This is a genomic window from Streptomyces sp. NPDC059957 (assembly GCF_042730015.1).
Lineage (GTDB): Bacteria > Actinomycetota > Actinomycetes > Streptomycetales > Streptomycetaceae > Streptomyces.
Genome location: NZ_JBHWMB010000029.1, coordinates 1 through 19,467 on the forward strand (window position 1 = coordinate 1; position 19,467 = coordinate 19,467).

Below are 19,467 nucleotides of genomic sequence, written 5' to 3' on the forward strand. Positions count from 1 at the left end.
GGGGCGGCTCGACCACGTACGCACCACCCCGCGCCGGCGTCCGCGGCCGCGCCCCGGCGGGGGCGGCCCGGCCGCCGGATCCGACGACGGGGGCGACGGCGACGTCGACGCCGAAGACCGGACGGACCCCCGCCCCAGCAGCCGCCTTCGCGAACCGGACCGTCCCCGCGACGGTGTCGCGATCGGTGAGCGCGAGCGTCCCGATCCCCCGCTCGGCGGCCCGTTTCACCAGGTCAGAGGGGTGCGAGGCGCCGTACCGGGCCGAGTAGCCACTCGCGGCATGCAGGTGCGCACCGACGCCCATGAGCCACCTCCGATCGGCTGACCACCCCTTTCCAGCCACCCTGACCAGATACAACCACCGTATCGAACATAATTCGAACAGCGCGACTTCCCGACACAGCCCAGCGCCCTGTGACTGGCCAGCACAGGTTGCGAATGCCCACGGCTTCTTGCGACCGGCGCCGAAGGGGGACCTGCTGCTACCCAGGGTGACGGGTGTGCGTCTGGATGAAACGCCGACTGCTAGTGACCTGAGTCTGAGGTTTGTCGTTAGTTCGGTCTGAGTCGTCCGGGTCCGAAGATTCCGCCGTTGTCGGTCACTGATGCCCAGCGGGCAGTGCTGGAGGGCTGGTTACGTCGTCGCACGACGGCCCAGGCCTTGGCTCAGCGGTCGCGGATCGTGCTGGAGTGCGCGGACGGGCACTCGGTCATGGAAGTGTCGCGGCGGCTGCGGATCGCTCCGGACACGGTCCGCACCTGGCGGCGGCGCTTCCTCGAGCACGGTCTGGACGGGCTGGGCGACGAGCCGCGGCCGGGTGTCCCGCGGAAGATCACCGACGCTGACGTCGAGCGGGTGATCGTCACAACTCTGGAAGAGACGCCGAAGACGCGACGCACTGGTCGACCCGATCGATGGCCGCGGCCACGGGGATGTCGCAATCGACGATCTCGAGGATCTGGCGGGCGTTCGCGCTGGCACCGCACCGGTCGCAGACGTTCAAACTGTCGACGGATCCGCTGTTCATCGACAAGGTCCGCGACGTGGTCGGCCTCTACCTCGATCCGCCGGAGAAGGCTCTGGTTCTCTGCGTGGACGAGAAGTCCCAGATCCAGGCCCTGGACCGGTCCCAGCCGGTGCTGCCCCGCCCCGAGCTACCAAGAGGCCATGCCTTCATGCCCACGGTCAGCCGCGATCACCCGATCGAGACTCCCGTTCGACACCCACCCCTCAAGATCGGAACGACAACAGCTACTAAGTCACAGCAGATGCTTGCCGGTGAGAGAACGGGAAGAGATGGGGGCGGGTGAGTGGAGGTCTGCCGATGTGCCCCATCTGGTCCGGGGGACTTCCTGGTCAGAGGTGCTTCTCGCTTGGTTGGCCACCTGCCGGACAGCCCGCTTTGCGGAAGCGCGAGGCTAACACGCACTAGATCGGTAGTGTGTCGGCTGTGTTGGATCCAGATCGCGACGTGGTCGCTGGCCGCTACCGGCTCGTTGAGCTCCTAGGGCAAGGCGGTATGGGGCGGGTGTGGCGCGCCTGGGACGAGACCTTGAGACGCGACGTGGCGATCAAGGAAGTCCTCGTTCCGCTTGGGCTGGACGACGCTCAGCGGAACCTGATCGTCGGGCGCGTGATGCGAGAGGCCCGCGCTGCGGCGAGGCTCAGCCATCCGCACATCATCACGGTTCACGATGCGGTGGAGCACCACGGCGCCCCGCTGATCGTCATGGAGTTGATCGCAGGTCGATCGCTGGCGACGGAGATCCGAGAGCGCGGCCCGCTACCCGTCCGGAAGGTGATGGCAATTGGTGCAGCCGTAGCCGATGCCCTTGCTGCCGCGCATGCCGCGGGCGTGGTCCATCGGGACGTGAAGCCCGACAACGTCCTACTTTCCGGAGGCCGGGTAGTTCTGACCGACTTCGGCATAGCCGGTGTGGCGGATGCGACGGTGACGCTAACCAGCACGGGGACGGTCATCGGAACGCCTGCCTATCTATCTCCTGAACAGTTGGAGGGCAAGGCAGTCGGCCCCGCCTCCGATATGTGGTCTCTGGGTGTCACGCTCTACGCGGCCGTCGAAGGCGTGCCCCCGTTCCGTGCGGACACCCTCACCGCCCTGTACGTCGCCATCCTCACTCAGGAGATCCCGGTCGCCGACGGAGCCGGAGTACTTGCGCCCGTACTCACGGGCCTGCTGATCAGGGACCCAGCCCGGCGCGCCACCGTGCACGATGTGGCCGCTGCCCTTTCCGGCCTGGATCGAGCCGTTTCACCAACCGCAGCGGGAACCGAGGAACTGCCGGAGGTCTTCCGCGCGCCTGCCGGCCCGCCATCCACTATCCGTGAGCCCGTAGTGGCCGCGGGAAGGCCGACAGAAACTGAGGAACCTCCCGAAACCCGCGACCCGGGTCGCCCCTTGAATCAACGACGTGGTGTCCTCCTGGCCGGGTTGGGGATCGCAGCGGTCGCTGCGGGCGGCATGCCCCTTGGGGTCCATCTGATGCAATCGCGGTCCGAGGGCGACTCACCTTCCAGATCGGGTCCTTCGCTGCCCGCGCCCAGTCAATCCTGGTGGTCGGAGAAGCTGGACACCAAAGGTTTTCGCAGTATGGCTTTCAGCCCGGACGGCAAGACACTGGCTGGCGGGCAGGGCCCAGATGGCGGTGTGGAAATCTGGGATGTGGCCTCCCGGCAACGGACGGCAGTGTTTTCCGGACACACGCATCAGGTGTTCGCCGTCATGTTCAGTGCGGATGGCCGGACACTTCTGAGTGCCAGCCAGGACACCACGATCCGGCTGTGGGAAACGGCAACGGGCCGACCGCTGACCAAGTTGACTGGTAGCGACGGCACGGTCTGGAGCGCAGCCCTCAGTCCGAATGGAAGCACTGTTGTCAGCTCGTCATCACAGGGCGGTTGCGTCATCTGGGATATATCCACCGGTATGATGAAACGCACCCTACAAGACAGCGTCAATTGGAACATGCCGCTCGTCGCCTTTCTTCCGGACGGCAGCACGATCGCTGGCGCGAACGGGGTTTTCGCACGGCTATGGGATGCGGGAAGCGGAAAAACCATCGCAACCCTTAAACAGCCAGCCGTGATCGAGACGATGGCGCTCAGCCCGGACGGGAGGATCCTCGCCGTAGGCTGCGAGGACAACACGGTGCGCCTGTTGGACCTGACCACCCGCCAAACCATCGCCACCCTTGCCGGCCACACCAAGAAGCCCAGCGCGGTGGCTTTCAGTCCGGACGGCAAGGCCCTCGCCAGCGGGTCATGGGACACGCACGCAAAGCTCTGGAACGTCACCAGCGGCGAGAACACTGCCACCATTGACGGCCACGCGGAATACATCACCTCGGTGGTATTCAGCCCGAGCGGGAAGTATCTAGCGACTGCCAGCGCCGCGCCCGACAATGCCGTCCAAATTTGGCAATTCAGCTAGACCTGATCAGCAGCTTCGTCGAGGGCCTGGGCCCCGCCGGGGCCAGATGTCCAGGGAAGAAGGCGTACCTCACCGTCTGCTGGTCAGGTAGTCGCGGTGGGAGCCAAGATCACGGCGCGGGCGGCGTGGGCGAGGACTGCCTGGGTGTGGGCGGGCAGGCCGTGTCGGTTCCAGTGGAAAATGACGTGGTGCGTCAGGACGCGGCGGGGACCACGCTGGAGGTTGCCGCTCTGTGCGGCGTGCGCGATGCCCTGCCCCGCGGCTTCGAAGGCGGCGAGCCACGGAGCAATGGCCTCCATCGACCCGCCACCAGCCGACAGCGGTCGGGTGTCGAGGCTCAGGAGACGGTGAACGCCTCTGCCTGTCTGGGCTAGGTATCCGGTGTCGTCCACGGCCCACACCTCGGGCCGCACCGCGGCCACGGCCCGCCATGCGAGCCGGGCCCTCACGTCCTTGACCGGCCAGGTCGAGGACGTCATGAACTGCTGCAACCGCTGGTGGTCGACGCCGAGGCGTTCGGCCATCGGCTGCATCGACTGCGTCGGCCGTCGAGCAACAGCCCCCGCAGATAGAGCAAGCCCTTCTCACGCTGGTCGCGTCGCACCAGCGGCGCGAACACCTCGGAGGCGAACTCCTCCAACCGGACCCGAACCGCGGCAAGCTCCCCAGCCCTCATACCACCAGAGAACTACCGCACACCCGACGTGACAAGACCAGCTAACAAAGCCCTACTAGGTCCTGTCCGATGTGTCGTCCCTCGTGGTTTGAGAGGATCAGATCGGATGGACGAATCGAGTTCGGGGGTGCCGGTTGCCGAGTGCACTATGGCTGCCATATGACGCGAGTTCTCTCGTGCGCCTGGGTGTGGGCGGCGAGGCGGCGTTTGGGCTGATCGAGCGAGGGTTGCCGGTCGACTGCGCGCGCATGTTCGTGCGGGATTCCGCCCGGGAGCTGGATGTCCGCGAGCTCCCGTCGGGTCGGGCAGTGTTCCTCGGTGCATTCGAGGACGGCGTCAACACGTACTGGCTGCTGATCGAAAGTGGCGAAGTGTGGATGGTCCGCGGCTATGAAGGCGATGGGGACCAGCAGGGTGGGCTGGTCAACTCCTCGGTTGCGGGTCTGCAGAAGGTCCTGGAGGTGTGGGAGGCATTCGCGTGCTCGGGAAAGAGCGACGCGGACGACGACTACGAGGACTTCGCCGAAAGCATGGTCGAACAGGCCCGGCAGAGCGATCCGAGCGTGTTCGCGGACGAGGAAGCTTGGTGGTCACGCGTCTTCGAGGAAGTCGAGCTCGGCGTCCTGGTGCCAGAAGACGAGTAGCCGAGGACTGTACGGTCACGGGCGGAGCCACAGCCGGTGGGTCGGTCACCCCTGCTGCCCCGTCCTTGATGGTTGGCTCGCTGGTTGGTGGCTATCGACCCAGCGCACGCTCCGAGGCACGCGCCTCTTCGTCCCTCGGTGTTCTCAGGCTCGGTCACAGGTGGTCCAGTCCTCGCATGTTTGTGGTCAGGTGCGAAGACCTGTACGCGTCGAACGGCTCTTGATGCTGTTCTGGCGCGGTGGAGTCTCAGGTCGGGTTCAACATCCGGTCCGACGTGGCCGGGCTGGATGAACTGCTGGTTCCGTACGGTCCCGGTGATGCCATACGCCGCCAGCTGGTGCTGGGCGATTCGTGGACGAGGCGATGGTCTACGGCCTGGAAGATCAGCGGTGGTGAGGTGGTCTGGCCGGTCCGCGACATGGCCTCGGTTCAGGTGGCAAGCTCCGAGCCGGTACGCCGCTTCACGTGGCAAGCGCGACAGCGCCATCGACCGGGGCTGCAGTTCATGGTCTCGACAGGCCGGCATCACGGGTTCGATTCGCTGGAGGAACAACGGCTCCTACTGGCACTGGATTTCCTCACTGTGGTCGAGGTGTTGCCGCAGCCGTTTCGCCTGGACTTCGAGCATGAGAGAGGGCGGGTCCAGCACGTCCCGGACTTTCTGGCCGTTCGGCCGGACGGTGCCGTGGTCGTGTTGGACGTCCGCCCGGCGGACCGGATTGGCGCGCTCGATGCCCTCAAGTTCGCCGCGACCGGGGAGGCGGCCCTTGCATGCGGCTGGCAGTACGTGGTGGTGGCCGGCTGGCGCCCGCACGTGCACAGCGTGCTGGACCACCTGTCGTCGCAACGTCGGCCGCTCGAAGACCATCTGGGGCTCCAGCCGGAACTGCTGGAAGCCGCCGCCAGCGGACACGTCACCTTCGGTGAGATGGCGGCACGAACCCGGTTGCCTGTGGTGGCGCGCGCGCATGCCGTTCATCTGCTCTGGCACCGCCGCCTGGCCGTCGATCTGGGGCGGCCGCTGGGAGACTCCTCGGTGATCGGGCAGGGCCTCGGCGCGCGTGGGCAGTGGTGATGGCGGCGGCGCGGCTACTCGCTCTGGCGCCGGGCGCCGCTCTGGTGCTGAACGGTGTCAAGTGGCGGGTCGATGCAGTGGAGTCGCAGTTGGGCCGGTTCGTCCTCGCGCATGAGGACGGCCGGTGCGAGAGGCGGCCGATCAGTTGGCTGATGCACCACCGGGATGCCAAGGCTGTCGATGCACCTCGGCAGGTCTCGCTCAGGGACGGCGGGCAACATCCGCGGTCGTTGACCGATCTGACGGCCGCCCAGCTGGAGCGGGCCCGCATCCGAGCCGAGCACGTGCTGGAGGCGGCGACCGGCTTCCGGGACGGCAGGCCGGAGCGGGCACGGCCCGGCGAGCCGCGAGTGGCCTACGACCCGCAGCGGACGACGTTGACGGAGCGGCGCCGGGCGAAGGTCGCTGAGCTGAAGAGGATGGATCCTCGCGAGTCAGCGCTGCTGGGGCTGAGCCGTATGGGGCAGCGGACGCTGGAGGGGCTGACGGTGCTGAGCGGGGAGAGCCTGTTGCTGGCCTGCGCCGATGGGCGGTGGACCCGTCGCAGCCCGGGAAGGCGGAGCGTCACCGAGGAGGTCAGGGAGGCGATCTTCGCGGTCAGGAAGGAGTGCGAGGGCCGCTCGCGGATCACGATGGCGGCCCGGCACCGGTTGGTGCACCAGTACATTGCCGAGACGTTTCCCGTCTTTCCTGCCGCGCGGGTTCCGAGCCGGCAGACGCTCGGCAGGGTCTGGCAGGAGTGGTTCGGCCCGGGTGGCGCCAGGGCCCGCTACCAGCGGTCGGCGGCTGCGGCCGAGGAGGCGGGGGTCGGCCGTCGCCTGGTGGTCCACCGGCCGGGGCAGGTCCTGGCGCTGGACTCGACGCCGCTGCCGGTGAAGCTGCGGGAGGGCGTATTCGGCCAGGCGGTGTCGGCGACCCTGGCCCTGGCGTTGGACCTCTACTCGCACTCAATCCCGGCGTTCCGGCTCACCCTCGCCTCGGACACCTCGGTGGATGTCGCGATGCTGTTGCGGAACGTGATGCTGCCGCTGCCCATGCGCGAGGGGTGGGGCAAGGACATGGAGTGGCCCTATCCGGGCGTCCCTGCCGAGATCATCACCGAGTTCGCCGGGCGCAAGGTCGCTGCCCTGCCGTTCTTCTCGCCCGAGACGGTGACCACCGATCACGGAAGCCTCTACAAGAACCACGACGTGGTGGAGGCCGAGCGGGTTCTGGGCTGCAACATTCTGCCGGCCCGCGCGTTCCGGCCGACCGACAAGGCCCCGGTCGAGCGGGCGTTCGCCGCGGTCAAGACGATGCTGTTCGAGCACCTGCTGGGTTTCACCGGCACCGACGTCGCCGACCGCGGTGCCGACCCGGAGGGCGACGCGGTGCTCACCCTTGCCCAGATAGAACATGTGATCGCGACGTGGATCGTGAAGGTGTGGCAGAACCGCATCCTCGGCGAGTACGCGCCCGCCTGGGCGCCTGGAGAGGTCCACAGCCCCAACTCGCTGTTCGCCGCCGCGATGCATCAGGGTGGCTGGGCCATGCAGATCCCCAGGCCGGACCTCTACTACCAAGTCCTACGCAAGCACCACGTGAAGATCCACCCACGCCGCGGGGTCAAGATCCTCGGGCTCTGGTATCACGACGACATCCTCGATCTGGACAGCTTTCGCGGCCTATCCGGACGGGGCGGCAGGCAGGCCGGGAAGTGGGTGATCCACAGCGACCGGCAAGACCGCCGGACAGTGTTCTTCCAGGACCCCGACGACCACGAAACCTGGCACACCCTGCGCTGGACAGGCCTGCCGCCCGAGGGCGAGGTCCCAGCGTTCTCCGACGCGACCGTGGCGAACCTTCCTTCTGGAACACGTGCGCCGGCACGGGCTGGCGCCGCGTTCAGACGAGGACCTGCTGCCCGTCCTGGTCGAACTCCTCACGGCGACCATCCCGGTGACGCAGTGGCCCACCCAGAAGAACGGAAAGACCAAGCCGCCTGCCAGAAATCGGGCACGAGCGGCCCAGGCCCGAGAGGAGTCCCGAGGCCGCTCCGCGGCGGCCGACCGCACCGCCGGCCAGCACACCGAAACCGAGGAACCGGCCCCCGTCCTGCTTCCGGCCCTTGAGCGGGCCGTGGACACCTCCCGCCGACGCCGTAGGGAAGCGGCCCAGCGGCGCGAGCCGGTCGCTCCGCCGCTCCTGGACGACGTCCTGCGCCAGCGGAACCTGTTCCTGCTGCCGGGCGGCTTGGACGACGAAGCCCCGACCACCGCCGAGGAAGGTGCATGAGCCAGGACCCCTTGGACGGACTGCCTACGCGGGCCGAACTCGCCGAGCTTGTCCTGCGGCCCCGCCAACACCGCGACACCTTCGAGGGCTGGCAGCACTTCCGCACCAGCCGAGGCAACCTCAAGCCGCCACCGATGCTCACCGCGAGCCAGTGGGGATATCTGCCGCCAGGCCGCAGAGCGGACTATGAGCTCTTGCGCCGGCTGACGAACGTGAACTTGCCCATCCAGCAGACTCCGATGTCCGCGAAGGTCTCCCGTCTAATCACCCGACGGCTGAACGGCAACGTCCTCAAACAGGACGACCCCTACCCTTTCCGGGATCATGATCATCGGCTCCGGCAACCATGGCAAGACCGCGACGGTCTGCGCCGTCACCGCGGCGTTCGAGGACACCTGGCTCGACTTGCACAACCACCTCAATCCGACCGCGATCGAGGGAACAGCTGACCTGCACGCCCCGGTCGTCTACGTCCAGACTCCCGTGACCGCCAGCCCGAAGGGCCTCTGCCAGTCGATCTTGAACTTCTTCGGGCCTCCCTCCCCGCACCGCACCCTTACTCAGCTGATCCGGCAGGTTGCCGCCTCACTGCGGGACCACGGCGTCCGCGCGCTGATCCTCGACGACATCAACCGGCTACGCATGCACCGAGCCGACGACCAGGACGTCCTGGACCTCTCCGACCACTCATGAGCCTGCAGGTCACCCTGATCCTGACCGGCGTCAACATCCCCGGCATGGGCTTGCTGCGCGAGGCGAGGTGGGACTCCAAAAAGCGCCAGTGGATCCTGCCGCCGCTGGAGAGCACCAGGGTCCACGGCCTGGAGGTCACTCAGACCGAACGCCGCTTCGAGATGGTCGAGATGGACCGCTTCCGCTACGGCACCAGCGGCGAGATCGAGGCGTTCACCGACCATCTCCGCGGGATCGAGAACCACATGCGTCTCATGAACGCCCGCCCCGGTGCCCTCACCGGCGGGACCATGCCCGAGTACCTGTTCCGGCGCTGCGATGGCGTCGCTGGCATCCTCGGCCGGCTCATCTCCGACGGTGCTCAGGAAGCCATGGACAACGGCCGCGAAGCCCTCGACGAAGCCCTTCTGGATGGCATCGTCATCGGCAGGCAGGACCGCCCCATCGACAGTGCCGGCGACGCCGACCCGCCCGGCACCGGCAGTCGGCAACCGCGTGCCGGACGGCGCCCAGGCCGCAACGCCGTCTTCGACGACCGCGGCCCCAGCCCGCACACCGCGACCGGGTGACATGGCCACCCGACAAGGGCCCGCTGCCCCGAAGCCTCGTCCCCTTGGAGAGCGAAAGCCTGTTCGGACTCCTACTCCGGCTTGCCTACCGCCTCGACGAAAGCCCACTGCGCGTGGCCCGACGCACCGGAGCCATCCGCCCGCCCGGCAGTCGTGGCACCTACGCAGCCGCAACCAAGCTCCTGCTGCGGCTGGATCCCCCACAGCTGCAGACCTTCGCACGGAGCACCCGGATCACGACGGAGCAGGCCGAGAACCTCACCCTGCTGCCCCTCTCCATCCTCTACCCACCGCTCGCCGACGCTCTCACCCGGAGGGCCCGGCCGCCCTGGCTCCGCTTCGACTCCACCCGGTATTGCCCCGCCTGCCTGGCCGGCAACGGATCGCCCATCCAAAACCGGTACGGCGGAGCGTGGAGGCTCCACTGGCACCTGCCGTTCGTGTTCGCCTGTCTTGAGCACCACACCTACCTCCGCGATTCCTGCCCAGCCTGCGTCGTGCCGCCTATGCGCCTGACCCCGGGCAGCGGCGCGATCATCCCCGCTCAGGGAACCGTCGGCCTCCACCCGGCCCAGTGCCGGGCCGCCACCCCCCTTGCAGAAAAGAGGATCTGCGGGGCCCGCCTCGATAAACCGCACGACTACCCCGCACAGCCCTTCCCCGACCTCACTCCCGATATCGCGGCCATCCAGCAAGAGCTCCTCGACCTCTTGCAGTCCCCGGACCCCGCCCACGCGCGCACGCGTTTCACCGACCTGAGCGTCCTGACGACGGTCATCGCGGCCGCGTGGCCACGCCATCCGCACCTCCCAGGACGGGAAGAACTCCTCGACGCATTCCATGCACACCACGACAAGGACCTCATGCTCACTGAGGGGAGGGAACCCCAGATCAAGGGCCCACCCCGGATGGACACCTCATGGAGAAACCTGCCACGGCCCGCACCGGCCGCCGCCGCCCTGTTGGCCATGGCCACCTACTGCCAGCGCTTACCTGCCCAAGACCTAACTGACCACCTCATCGAACTGATCGCACACGCCCTGGACCCGGCCCATGCGCGCTGGGGCCGCCTCTGGAACTCGAGAGACCTCGAACACTGCTCGGCACCACTCCGCCAGCAGCTGCAGCATGCCGTGACCTGGTGACAGGAGAGCTCCTCGGGTCGCCGCTCGGGGACAGACGGTGACCGACCTATCGCAGGACTCGCAAGATCTCATTGCTCGTCCTCGCAAGACGTTCCGTCCGATCCATCCCCGACCTGGCACATCGCGCAGGACGTTCGCAAACAGAACTGGACAGTCACAGTGGCTGCGACCGGCCAGTGATCCGTCGCAGTGAAGGTTGAGCGTTGTCACCGAAGTCTGGTGACCGCTAGGTTGTGTCACCGAAAGTTGAGTGATCGTTTAGGCGCGGCTGTCTGGGGAGCTGGTGGGGGAATCGGTTCACGCGCACGATGATCCCCTGCTTAGCGCCTTTGACCTGGACTTCCTCGACGCTGGGCGACGTGGCCGTGTCGCGTTGGGTGCCGGATGGAACGTTCGGTTCGAGGCCGTCCCGCCTGTCCGTGGGTTCCGGTGGAACAAGGGCGATCGCAGTTTCCCCGGCTGGTACTACGCGGCGACGACCGGTACACACGTCGGCTACGAGTCGTGGCTGGAGAGGGACCGTCTGATCCAGCTGGACTTCGCTTCGGACGTTGTGGGCATTGCCTCCCAGCCGTTCTGGCTGCATTGGCATGACGGTGAACGCAAGCGCCGCCACGGGCCCGACTATTTTGTCCGGCTCGCCGACGGACGTGCCCGGGTGGTCGATGTGCGGACCGAGGACCAGGTCGACGAACCTCCGGCGGAGGCGTTCGCCGCGACCAGCCGAGCTTGCTCGGCCGTTGGCTGGGAGTTTGCGCAGGTCGGCGTCCTGATCCGGTGGTCATGGCGAATTTGAGAGGCCCCGCGCCAACCACGTCAGACCCAGCCTCCTGCACGGAATCTGTAAGGGGGCCGGACCCTCATTCGGCAGGTTCCACCGCGACCGACTGGCCATCCTGGCAGGAACGTCCGCGGAGATCCTCGAACGGACCCTCGTCAACGACGCCGCACTGTTACTGCAGGTCAAGCCTTCCCTGCACGGCGACGACGATGAGAACGCCAAGAGGCAACGGGACTTCCGGATCCAGCGTGATGCCCAAGGACGAGGACTCACCATCCGCATCCTGGCCCAACGCCATCAGGTCTCCCGCCGCGTCGTCCGCCGAGCACTGGATGCCGCGCGCCCTCACCCCAGCGAGTTGATCGCACGGCAAGCCCGCCTGACGAAGCCCGTCAAGGATCTGAATCACAGCCCTGCTCGAGCAGGGGTTACAGAAGACTGAGATCTGGGGTCACCTCATCGACGAGCACGACGTCATGATCCACTGGCCCGCGCTCGCCTATTGTGTTTGCAAGCGTGAACTGGACCGGAACCGCGAGCCCCTCCCGCCCATCCAGAGCGCTCCCTACAGCTCTTGCCTCTGTTCGCCATGGCCGCTACCAGGCCGATCTACAGGCGGCTGAACCACGCTCAAGAGCACGTCGACTCTATCAGCAGGCTTCCGCATAATCGGTTGTGCTGACCACGTGCGCTCGCAGCCTGTGGGAGCTGACCCAGAGTCAACATCGCGCTAGATCTGAAATAGTGCAATACCGGACGCAAGGATTGAAGCGCCCGACACCACTCAATTCACCCCTCCAGGAATGTCCTTACCGTGGGGTATCCTTGCGGCAAAGGAAGGGTCATTCCCCTACCTTTCTGTATTTTTTGGGGGGTATCTTGAATATCAGAAACAAAAAGTTCGCCATAAGTGGAATTCTTGGCGGATTGCTACTCGGGCAACTCGTTAGCGCCTCTGTGGTGACCGCTGCCCCCGCACCGTATCCGACTCCCGGAAAGCAAATGCAGTTCGCTGCAACCTTGGGTTCTGAGGCTGCTTTGCAGCGACTTCAGGGACCGGATGCGGTTGGGACGTCAATCGAAATTTCGCGCGCCCACTGGAAGAGCGTCTCCAGCGCCTCCGGATTCAGTGCACAGTCGGTAGTCGTGGCACGGGTAGACGCATATTATGACGGCATTGCTTCCATCCCTCTGGCGAAAGCCAAGAAGGCTCCTCTTCTACTGACTGGCACAAGTGAACTTGACTCACGAGTCGCTGCCGAGATCAAAAGAATTCTGCCTGCCGGAAAGACAATTTACATTGTCGGCGGAACGGTCGCCGTAAGCGCCGCCACCGAGCAGAGCCTAAAAGATCTCGGGTACCAAGTTAATCGGTTCTCCGGGTCGGATGCCTCGGCGACCGCCCTGAGCATCGCCAAGAATGTGCCGTTGCCGAAGCATGTCACCATCGCCACCCACACTGGTTGGTACGACGCTGTCACTGCCTCGACGGCCGCCGCCGTTACCGGCGGTGCCTTCGTCTACAGCACGGACAAGACCATCAGCCCTGCGGTGAAGACTTGGCTCGATGGTCTTCCGGCCGGCGTGACCAAGACAACGGTCGGTGGTCCTGCCCGTGGATCCTATGCCAGTAGCCATGGGTCCCTGGTAGGCCAGGATGCTTATGAAACCGCCGCCCTCGTTGCGGAAAAGTTTACTCCGCAGCCGGTGCGGGTCGGAGTTGCCACGTCCAAGGCGTTCTATGACGCAATGAGCGGAGGCGCCTTTGCTGCCACGGTGGGAATGCCTCTGTTGCTGAACCCGCCAGAGGCGATCAACTTTGCGACCAACTGGTCGGCTGAGGATCACAGTGCCACGACCAAGTCGGTCACTCTATTCGGTGGCAAGGTCGCACTTTCCGAGACGGTTGGCGAGCAGGCGCAGGACGCTGCCACCGAAAAGTTCATCCCCGGTGAGATTGTGCCTGCAGGGGAACAGCAGTCAGTGACCGATGAGAAACTGTCCAAGATTGCCATTCAGCCTGACTGGGTAGAGAGCGGATCTCCGACGACCCTCGCCTACAGCGGATATATGAACGAAGCCGAAAGCGACTTCTGTGCATGGCCCAGCCGTTGGGACATCTGCGAGAACGCCTGGAGCGCATCTCAGAACGCACGAGAAGTTTCGGATCGCGAGAAGCAGCCGGACGGAATTTGGCCCGGCAGCAAATCGAATGGTGGAACGGTCGATGCATTTCGCCACTGCTCGTGGAACGCGTACATGGCATGGCAGATGGGATCGAAGACGGCAAAGGGGTTTGCCGATCGCCACGAAATGGGCCCCAAGCCGCCGAACATGTCTGAGGAGCTCGCTAATCGTCACCATGCCATGGACTATCACAACAACGCCCTCGGCAGGTTCTTCGGACAGCATGCGCGGGATCAAGGATTGACCGGATCTGAGGCGACCAAAAGCTTCAACACCTGGTGCAAGATCGACTTGGTCCCCGATGGCGCCCTGCAGCACCTGTGGTACTAGACTCCCCGCAACTATGAGTTAGGAGATCCATGAGCCGATCCCGTAAGGTCCTTCTGATAGTGGAGTCGGTTGTGGTCCTTCTCCAAGCAATCCTGGTTGCTGGAATATGCTTTATCTTCGCCCCGCTGATGATCGGCGGACTCGGTCCGCATGCCTACGAAGAAGGTACCGCCGGAACCGGTGAGAGGGTCGGCTACCTTGTTGTGGCGGTAGTCGCGGGTCTCATCTTCCTCATCGCGAGTGCCTGGTATCTGCTTGGCCTGATTCGTTCGTTCCTAAAGGGCGTGCTGCCCGGCCGCCGGGCTCAGGTGGCGTGCGTTCTCCAAGCCTTTCTGTTCGTGGGCGCCATCGTGGTGGATATGGCGCCGCTGATCATCATCACCGCCCCATTGCTGCTCCTCATGGTCTCGGCCCGCATAGCCGACCGAAGCCACAGGGCAGTAGCGGCCTGACACTCGTGGGTCCCGGACGGCACCTCCGGGACCCACACGCATATGCGACCTCGCGGAGGCCCGAGCGTCAGCACAGACCACAGTTCAATCCGTACAAGCAGCCACCGACCCGAAGCCATCCGGTGCTAGAGATGGGAAGGCTCCAGGATGGCCTGATCGCCGTTACTGGTGTGAGGCAGAAGGTGTGGCCGGACTTCCTTACTCCGGCTGCTTTCATCAACGGGGCCAGGTGCTGCTTGACCATCAAGTTCAGCGTTGTCATCGATGCCTTCCGCGGCCGATCTTGACGGCCGGAGCCGGATGGTGTGCACACACGTGCAGTTCGGTGCTCAACCTTCGGTGAAACTGCTCAACCTTCGCTGCGACGGATCAGCCAGCACAGGTTGCGAATGCCCACGGCTTCTTGTGATCGGCACCGATGGAGGACTTCCGCTACCCAGAGCGATGGGTGTTCAGCTGAATGAAACACCGACCGCTGAGCTTGACGTTCTGGCGTCCGCCCCCGCTGTCCCACGCGGCCACGACGAACTGGCCGGCCGGTCGTCGTGCCAACGCTTTCGGTGCAAGGCCGGGCTCCCGGGGGAGGGCGGCGCCTGGTTGAATGTCCGGGTGGATCTTGAGACGTTCCGGGCCCTGCTGACGAACGAGGGCCAGACCCTGCTGGCCGTACTGCAGGACATCGAACCGGCCTTGGAGTCCGTGACGGTCGCCGATCTGCGGCGGGAGCGTCCTGCCGAATTGGTCTCCGCGGCCGTAGAGCAGGTGCGGTTGCGGCGGCAGGCCGCGGCGAAGTTCGGGGAGCTCGCGCCTCGTCTGTACTTCACCCCGGACAGCTTGGAGCTGTCGTCCCACCTGGCCGTGTCCGAGTACAAACTGAACCGTGTCCTGGACGAGGTCGGTGTCGTGCTGATCGACGCGATGAGTCTCGGCAGCGGTGTCGACGCCCTCGTACTGAGCTGGTCGCACATGACCGAGGCCGTCGATAAGGATCCGCTGACCATCGAGATCACCGCGGCGAACCGGCAGGTGATGGATGAGCCGATGCTTCAGCTGAACTGCGCGGACATCACGGGGTTCGACAGCCAGGGCGAGGCCGTCTTCATCGACCTGATGCGGCGGGTCGGACCGGGCGAGGGGCGCGACCCCGAGGCGTACGACCCACCGCTGTCCTGGGCGTTGGACCGGGTGCGCACGACCGGGGCCGGTTGGATCAGGCTCGCAGCGAGTCTCCCGGACGAGGCCGTTCCCGATCTCGGGCAGGCCGACGAGGCCGAATGGATCTCCTATGACGGGGAGATCCAGGAAGCGGTCCTTTGGTTCGGCTTGCTCCGACGGCGGACACCCTTGCCCGCCCCGGTGCGCAAAGCCACCCTGCTGCCCTGCGGTGCTTCGCTCGCCGGCCGCGGCCTGCCGGAGCCGGCCATGAGACCGGTCGGCCGCTACCTTTACGAACCTGACCCCGCCGTCGTCTATGCGCGCCTGGTTGCCGAAGTCGCCCAGGACGTCGCCGGTGGTCTCGTCGATGAAGGCGGTGCGCTCATCACCGCCAACGAGCTGCACCACACCCCTTTCGCGACCGCGTACGAGATAACGGACATACTGCCGTTCAACAGAGCGGCGTTGAGGGCAACACTGCGCGAGCGCGCGGTCGGCCGGGTGGCGGTAGCAGCGCGGGGCCTGGGGACCGAGCCGGGCGAGTTCCAGCACGAACTCGCCCCACAGAACCCCGACGCGGCAACGGTGTTCATCACCGGCACCACAGACCGCCCCACGGTTCTGATCGCCAGCAGATGCAGCATGCCGTGACCTGGTGACAGGAGAGCTCCTCGGGGTCGCCACTCGGGGACAGACGGTGACCGACCTATCGCAGGACTCGCAAGATCTCATCGCTCGTCCTCGCAAGACGTTCCGTCCGATCCATCCCCGACCTGGCACATCGCGCAGGACGCTCGCAAACAAAACTGGACAGTCACAGCGCCTTCGACCGGGTCCTGTGACTGTGCGCGATAGGTGGCCCTTGAGGGGGACTTCCGGGTCGGTGACGTGCTGTCGGTCGCGTGCCCTTCACGGTCACCAGGGTGGAGCATGGTGTCACGTGGGATTGCGTGGCTGTGCGGTGGCCGTGGTGGGAAATCGACGGCGACAACGAGTTCGCGCACTGGAACGGGATCGTCACCCTCGGCGTGGGCGGCAGCGGGCACGCCGCGCCTGAGGTGGAGGCCGAACTGCTCCGAACGGACCCTCCGCCCGAACAGCTGAAGGCTGGAGACGTCTGCCGGGCCGCTCGTCCTGCTCACCCGAGCAGGGACGCCGTGCTCCGTCGAGGACGCTGAAGCAGTGGCTGCAAGCAACGGGGAGCGGCTCGCACCAGGAGACGGTCCGAGACTGGACGGCACTTACCGAGGCCTCGCCCACACCCTGACCTGTCGGGACGCTGCGGGATCTGCCCCGTGGTGGTGCGTGCGGACCTGGCCCTTCGGGCCAAGCGTGCACGGTCACAGCTGTGACTCAGCGCCGTGGTTGGCACCTGAGCGTGCTTGTCGGCCCGCAGGGGAGCGTGCGGATCAGGTTCTCTTCCGGCTTCCCGGGGCTTGTGAAACCCGTTGCCGGGGCGCCTTCAAGCTCGCCTAGGATCCCGATCATGGATACGGGCGAGCGGTGGGCGGAGTGGAACAGGCTGCGGGGGCGCGTTCCCGCGTGGCATCCGGTTGGCGTGGTGGTCGCGGCCGACGGGCCGGTCGTGCGTCGGCACTACGGGACGCACGGCACTGCCGAGCACGTCCCCATCGCGCCCGGGACCGACCTTGTTGCGCTGGTGACTCGGCAGCAGGAGGCCTTCGCGGAGCGCGGCGAGCCGGTGGAGTGGAAGGTGTACGGGCACGACTCCGAGGAGCTAGGACCGGCGCTGACCGCGGCAGGCTTCACCGTACGGTGGGACCGTTCCGTGCTGATCGCAGGCGTCTTGCCCGAGACGGGGCCCGTGTCCGCATCGCAGAAGGACCCCCAGGACGGGGTCCACAACCTGTACGCGGTGCGGAGCCATGCTGACCGGGCCCGGGAGATCGCCGTCGGCGCACCCGGCCCGCATGGGACGCCGTACATCGAGATGGTCGCGGACGGCGCCTCGGAAGACGGCGATGTCTTCGCCGAGGTCCTGTTGGAGGACGGGCTCGTCGTCGCGGTCGCCTGGGCCCACCCCGACACGTCCCACCCATTCACCCTCATCGGGGGCCTGAGCAGCAACGACGCCAACTTCGTCAAGGCCTGCACCGATAGCTGGCGGCGGCGGACCTGGCCGGGGAGGCCCGTCCTCGCCGAGGCCGACGGCCCCTTGCGCGAGCGGCTCCTTGAGAACGGATTCACCGAGGCCACCACCGTCCGCTCCTACCACTGGCGCCCGCCGGGCACCCCCGAGACCACCCGCCCCGCACAATTCCTCGACTGGCTCCACGACGATGGTCCTCTGTGGGACCGCTTCTACGCGGACTTCGACTTCAAACCGAGCACCACCTACCGGCCCGCGATCACAGACCCCTCCCCCTCGGCCGTTTGGAACCTGCACTCCCACCATCGGCTCGTCCCTGACCTCCCCGGGGAGCTCGATGCGATCGTCCGGCGAGGACTGCTCGCCGCCACCGAGCCCGGGGAGTTCGTGCACTGGCTGGACTGGCAGCACGACGGCTACCGCTATGACCCCCGCCGCGTCGGTGTACCCGGTCGTCCCCCTGTCCCGGGCTACGGCGCCTACCCCAACGGCGACTACTACCTCCACGTCACTCATGACCTGCGGCTGGGCACCTTCGGGCATCCCTGGGAGCAAACACTGACCGTCTGGGGAATATCGCTCCTGCCAGCCGTCGAGGCGGAGCTGACCGACCTGCTCGGTGAACCGGTCAGGCGCCGCGACTGAGTACGAAGCAGGTCTGACCGCTCTTCCGTGACGCCTACGGCTGAAAGGCGACCTCGTCCAACGCCGCCTCCGACCGCCGCAAGAGCGGCGGAGGTCTCGTAGGCCGCGCGGTAAGGGGCCGTTCTTCTCGTCCCAGTAGAGCAGTCCGGCCGTGGGAGCCATGCTCAGCGCGTCGTTGACGGCGGACAGCGCCGCAGGCAGGGCGTGCAGCCCGCAGACGCGGGCGGCGAACAACGACCTGAGGTGTTCGCGCAGGGAGCGCTGTGCGTCGCGCACATCTCCCGCACCCCGGCGTCAGCCGGGGCGAGTCCACCCGCTGCGGCAAACGTGCCCGCGCCGCACGTTCGTACGCCCGGCGTACCCGGACGACGGCAGATTGAGGGACCCCAGGCGGGGTTGGACGCGCTGATCGCGAGGTCCGTTCTCGACCGAGATCTATCGCACCGCTGTGAAGAACGTGGTCAGCACAGGCGCGAGGGCGTGTGGGTCGACGCTGTGGGTCTGGCCAGGGAAGGCGTGCAGGGTGTAGTTGTCCCCCTGGGCGGCGAGTTCCTTCGCCCCGTTGGCCATGTACCTCTCGCCCGCGCTGCCGTAGCCGACGAGAACGGGCACCTTCACGGACCGCCAGCGGTCGGTGGGCAGCGGCCGGCCAGACATGGTGTCGGCCATCAGCTGACCGTCGTAGGGCAGGGTCGGGGCAACGGCCTCCCACGCGGCCCAGACTGGGGTGTTCCGCATCTGGGCGATGGCTTCGTCCGGCATGGCCAGGCCCACGGTCAGGAAGTAGGTAAGGGCCTCGGTTACATCCCCCCGAGCGACGATCGCCTTCATACGGTCGACGTAGTCGGCGGGCAGCGGTGGGCGGGCGTGGTCGACGATAAACGGCGGTTCGTACAGCGCCAGGGCGGACACCGCGCTACCCCTGGCCACGGCCTCCAATGCCAGGACGGCTCCGGAGGACATCCCGAAGAGCAGCACCGGCCCGCCCACCCGCTCGATCAGCGCGTCCAGGTCGTCGACCTCGCGCTGAACGTCGTAGACGGGGCCGTCACCGCTGTCACCGCGGCCCCTGCGGTCGTAGTTGATGACGCTGAAGTTGCCCGCCAGCAGCGAGGCGAGCGGTGTGTGCCGGACCCGGGGCATCAAGGTGCCGCCGACGAGAATCACCGCCGGACCCGCGTCGCCGTGAAGCTCACAGGCGATTGCCGTGCCGTCAGACGAGACCACCTTGAACATGTCGAATCCCCCTGCTCTTGAAGCCGCTCGGGCCTCACGCCC

At 66.4% G+C, this 19,467-nt stretch carries 17 protein-coding genes and 2 pseudogenes; 14 read left to right on the top strand and 5 right to left on the bottom strand.

Features of this window, described 5'->3' with window-relative positions; translation table 11 throughout:
• A partial coding sequence (locus ACFWBW_RS20430; protein WP_385374382.1) for a PHP domain-containing protein occupies positions 1–304 on the bottom strand: 304 nt, incomplete at its 3' end.
• A 258-nt stretch (positions 305–562) separates the two neighbouring features.
• Here ACFWBW_RS20430 and ACFWBW_RS20435 point away from each other — a divergent pair.
• Positions 563–1,146, top strand: a pseudogene (locus tag ACFWBW_RS20435) (IS630 family transposase); the annotation flags it as partial.
• A 326-nt stretch (positions 1,147–1,472) separates the two neighbouring features.
• Positions 1,473–3,452 carry a WD40 repeat domain-containing serine/threonine protein kinase gene (locus ACFWBW_RS20440; RefSeq protein ID WP_385374538.1) on the top strand — a complete coding sequence of 660 codons (1,980 nt, stop codon included), beginning with the start codon at positions 1,473–1,475 and terminating at the stop codon, positions 3,450–3,452.
• Between the two features lie 83 nt (positions 3,453–3,535).
• Here ACFWBW_RS20440 and ACFWBW_RS20445 read toward each other — a convergent pair whose 3' ends face one another.
• Positions 3,536–3,976 (bottom strand): transposase, encoded by a 441-nt coding sequence (locus ACFWBW_RS20445; RefSeq protein WP_385374384.1) that lies wholly within the window; start codon positions 3,974–3,976, stop codon positions 3,536–3,538.
• 286 nt (positions 3,977–4,262) lie between these two features.
• Between ACFWBW_RS20445 and ACFWBW_RS20450 the strand changes: the two genes are divergently transcribed.
• The 8 genes from ACFWBW_RS20450 to ACFWBW_RS20485 all read left to right on the top strand — a co-directional run bounded on the left by ACFWBW_RS20450 (position 4,263) and on the right by ACFWBW_RS20485 (position 11,325).
• Positions 4,263–4,772, top strand: coding sequence for an SUKH-4 family immunity protein (locus tag ACFWBW_RS20450; protein ID WP_385374386.1), 510 nt, complete (start codon positions 4,263–4,265; stop codon positions 4,770–4,772).
• A gap of 239 nt (positions 4,773–5,011) precedes the next feature.
• A complete protein-coding gene (locus ACFWBW_RS20455) occupies positions 5,012–5,848 on the top strand; it encodes a TnsA-like heteromeric transposase endonuclease subunit (protein WP_385374388.1) in 837 nt (278 codons plus the stop codon).
• A gap of 44 nt (positions 5,849–5,892) precedes the next feature.
• Positions 5,893–7,959, top strand: coding sequence for a transposase (locus ACFWBW_RS20460; RefSeq protein WP_385374390.1), 2,067 nt, complete (start codon positions 5,893–5,895; stop codon positions 7,957–7,959).
• 7 nt (positions 7,960–7,966) lie between these two features.
• The gene (locus ACFWBW_RS20465; protein WP_385374392.1) at positions 7,967–8,122 is read left to right on the top strand and encodes a hypothetical protein; all 156 of its coding nucleotides are present in this window, start codon (positions 7,967–7,969) and stop codon (positions 8,120–8,122) included.
• Between the two features lie 324 nt (positions 8,123–8,446).
• On the top strand, positions 8,447–8,815 hold the full coding sequence (locus ACFWBW_RS20470) for an AAA family ATPase (protein ID WP_385374394.1): 369 nt from the start codon (positions 8,447–8,449) through the stop codon (positions 8,813–8,815).
• A complete protein-coding gene (locus tag ACFWBW_RS20475) occupies positions 8,812–9,384 on the top strand; it encodes a hypothetical protein (RefSeq protein ID WP_385374396.1) in 573 nt (190 codons plus the stop codon). Before ACFWBW_RS20470 ends, ACFWBW_RS20475 begins: the two co-directional genes overlap by 4 nt.
• On the top strand, positions 9,381–10,529 hold the full coding sequence (locus tag ACFWBW_RS20480; RefSeq protein WP_385374397.1) for a TniQ family protein: 1,149 nt from the start codon (positions 9,381–9,383) through the stop codon (positions 10,527–10,529). The genes ACFWBW_RS20475 and ACFWBW_RS20480 overlap by 4 nt, the downstream gene beginning before the upstream one ends.
• Before the next feature lie 283 nt (positions 10,530–10,812).
• A complete protein-coding gene (locus ACFWBW_RS20485; protein ID WP_385374399.1) occupies positions 10,813–11,325 on the top strand; it encodes a TnsA-like heteromeric transposase endonuclease subunit in 513 nt (170 codons plus the stop codon).
• A 157-nt stretch (positions 11,326–11,482) separates the two neighbouring features.
• Here the strand turns inward: ACFWBW_RS20485 and ACFWBW_RS20490 are convergent, their stop codons facing one another.
• Complete coding sequence (locus ACFWBW_RS20490) at positions 11,483–11,719, bottom strand: hypothetical protein (protein WP_385374401.1); 237 nt, start codon at positions 11,717–11,719, stop codon at positions 11,483–11,485.
• A gap of 470 nt (positions 11,720–12,189) precedes the next feature.
• On the opposite strand from ACFWBW_RS20490, the gene ACFWBW_RS20495 reads away from it, so the two are divergent.
• The 4 genes from ACFWBW_RS20495 to ACFWBW_RS20510 all read left to right on the top strand — a co-directional run bounded on the left by ACFWBW_RS20495 (position 12,190) and on the right by ACFWBW_RS20510 (position 18,189).
• On the top strand, positions 12,190–13,827 hold the full coding sequence (locus ACFWBW_RS20495; protein WP_385374403.1) for a cell wall-binding repeat-containing protein: 1,638 nt from the start codon (positions 12,190–12,192) through the stop codon (positions 13,825–13,827).
• 29 nt (positions 13,828–13,856) lie between these two features.
• Complete coding sequence (locus ACFWBW_RS20500) at positions 13,857–14,279, top strand: hypothetical protein (RefSeq protein WP_385374405.1); 423 nt, start codon at positions 13,857–13,859, stop codon at positions 14,277–14,279.
• Between the two features lie 609 nt (positions 14,280–14,888).
• Entirely contained in the window at positions 14,889–16,085 is a 1,197-nt protein-coding gene (locus tag ACFWBW_RS20505) for an SAM-dependent methyltransferase (RefSeq protein ID WP_385374407.1), read from the top strand.
• Positions 16,086–16,920: 835 nt separating this feature from the next.
• Positions 16,921–18,189, top strand: a complete 1,269-nt coding sequence (locus ACFWBW_RS20510; protein ID WP_385374408.1) for a DUF2716 domain-containing protein — start codon at positions 16,921–16,923, stop codon at positions 18,187–18,189.
• Between the two features lie 114 nt (positions 18,190–18,303).
• Here the strand turns inward: ACFWBW_RS20510 and ACFWBW_RS20515 are convergent.
• Both ACFWBW_RS20515 and ACFWBW_RS20520 read right to left on the bottom strand, forming a co-directional pair.
• A pseudogene (locus ACFWBW_RS20515) lies at positions 18,304–18,503 on the bottom strand (ABATE domain-containing protein); the annotation flags it as partial.
• 121 nt (positions 18,504–18,624) lie between these two features.
• A complete protein-coding gene (locus tag ACFWBW_RS20520; RefSeq protein WP_385374410.1) occupies positions 18,625–19,425 on the bottom strand; it encodes an alpha/beta fold hydrolase in 801 nt (266 codons plus the stop codon).
• Positions 19,426–19,467: the final 42 nt, after the last annotated feature.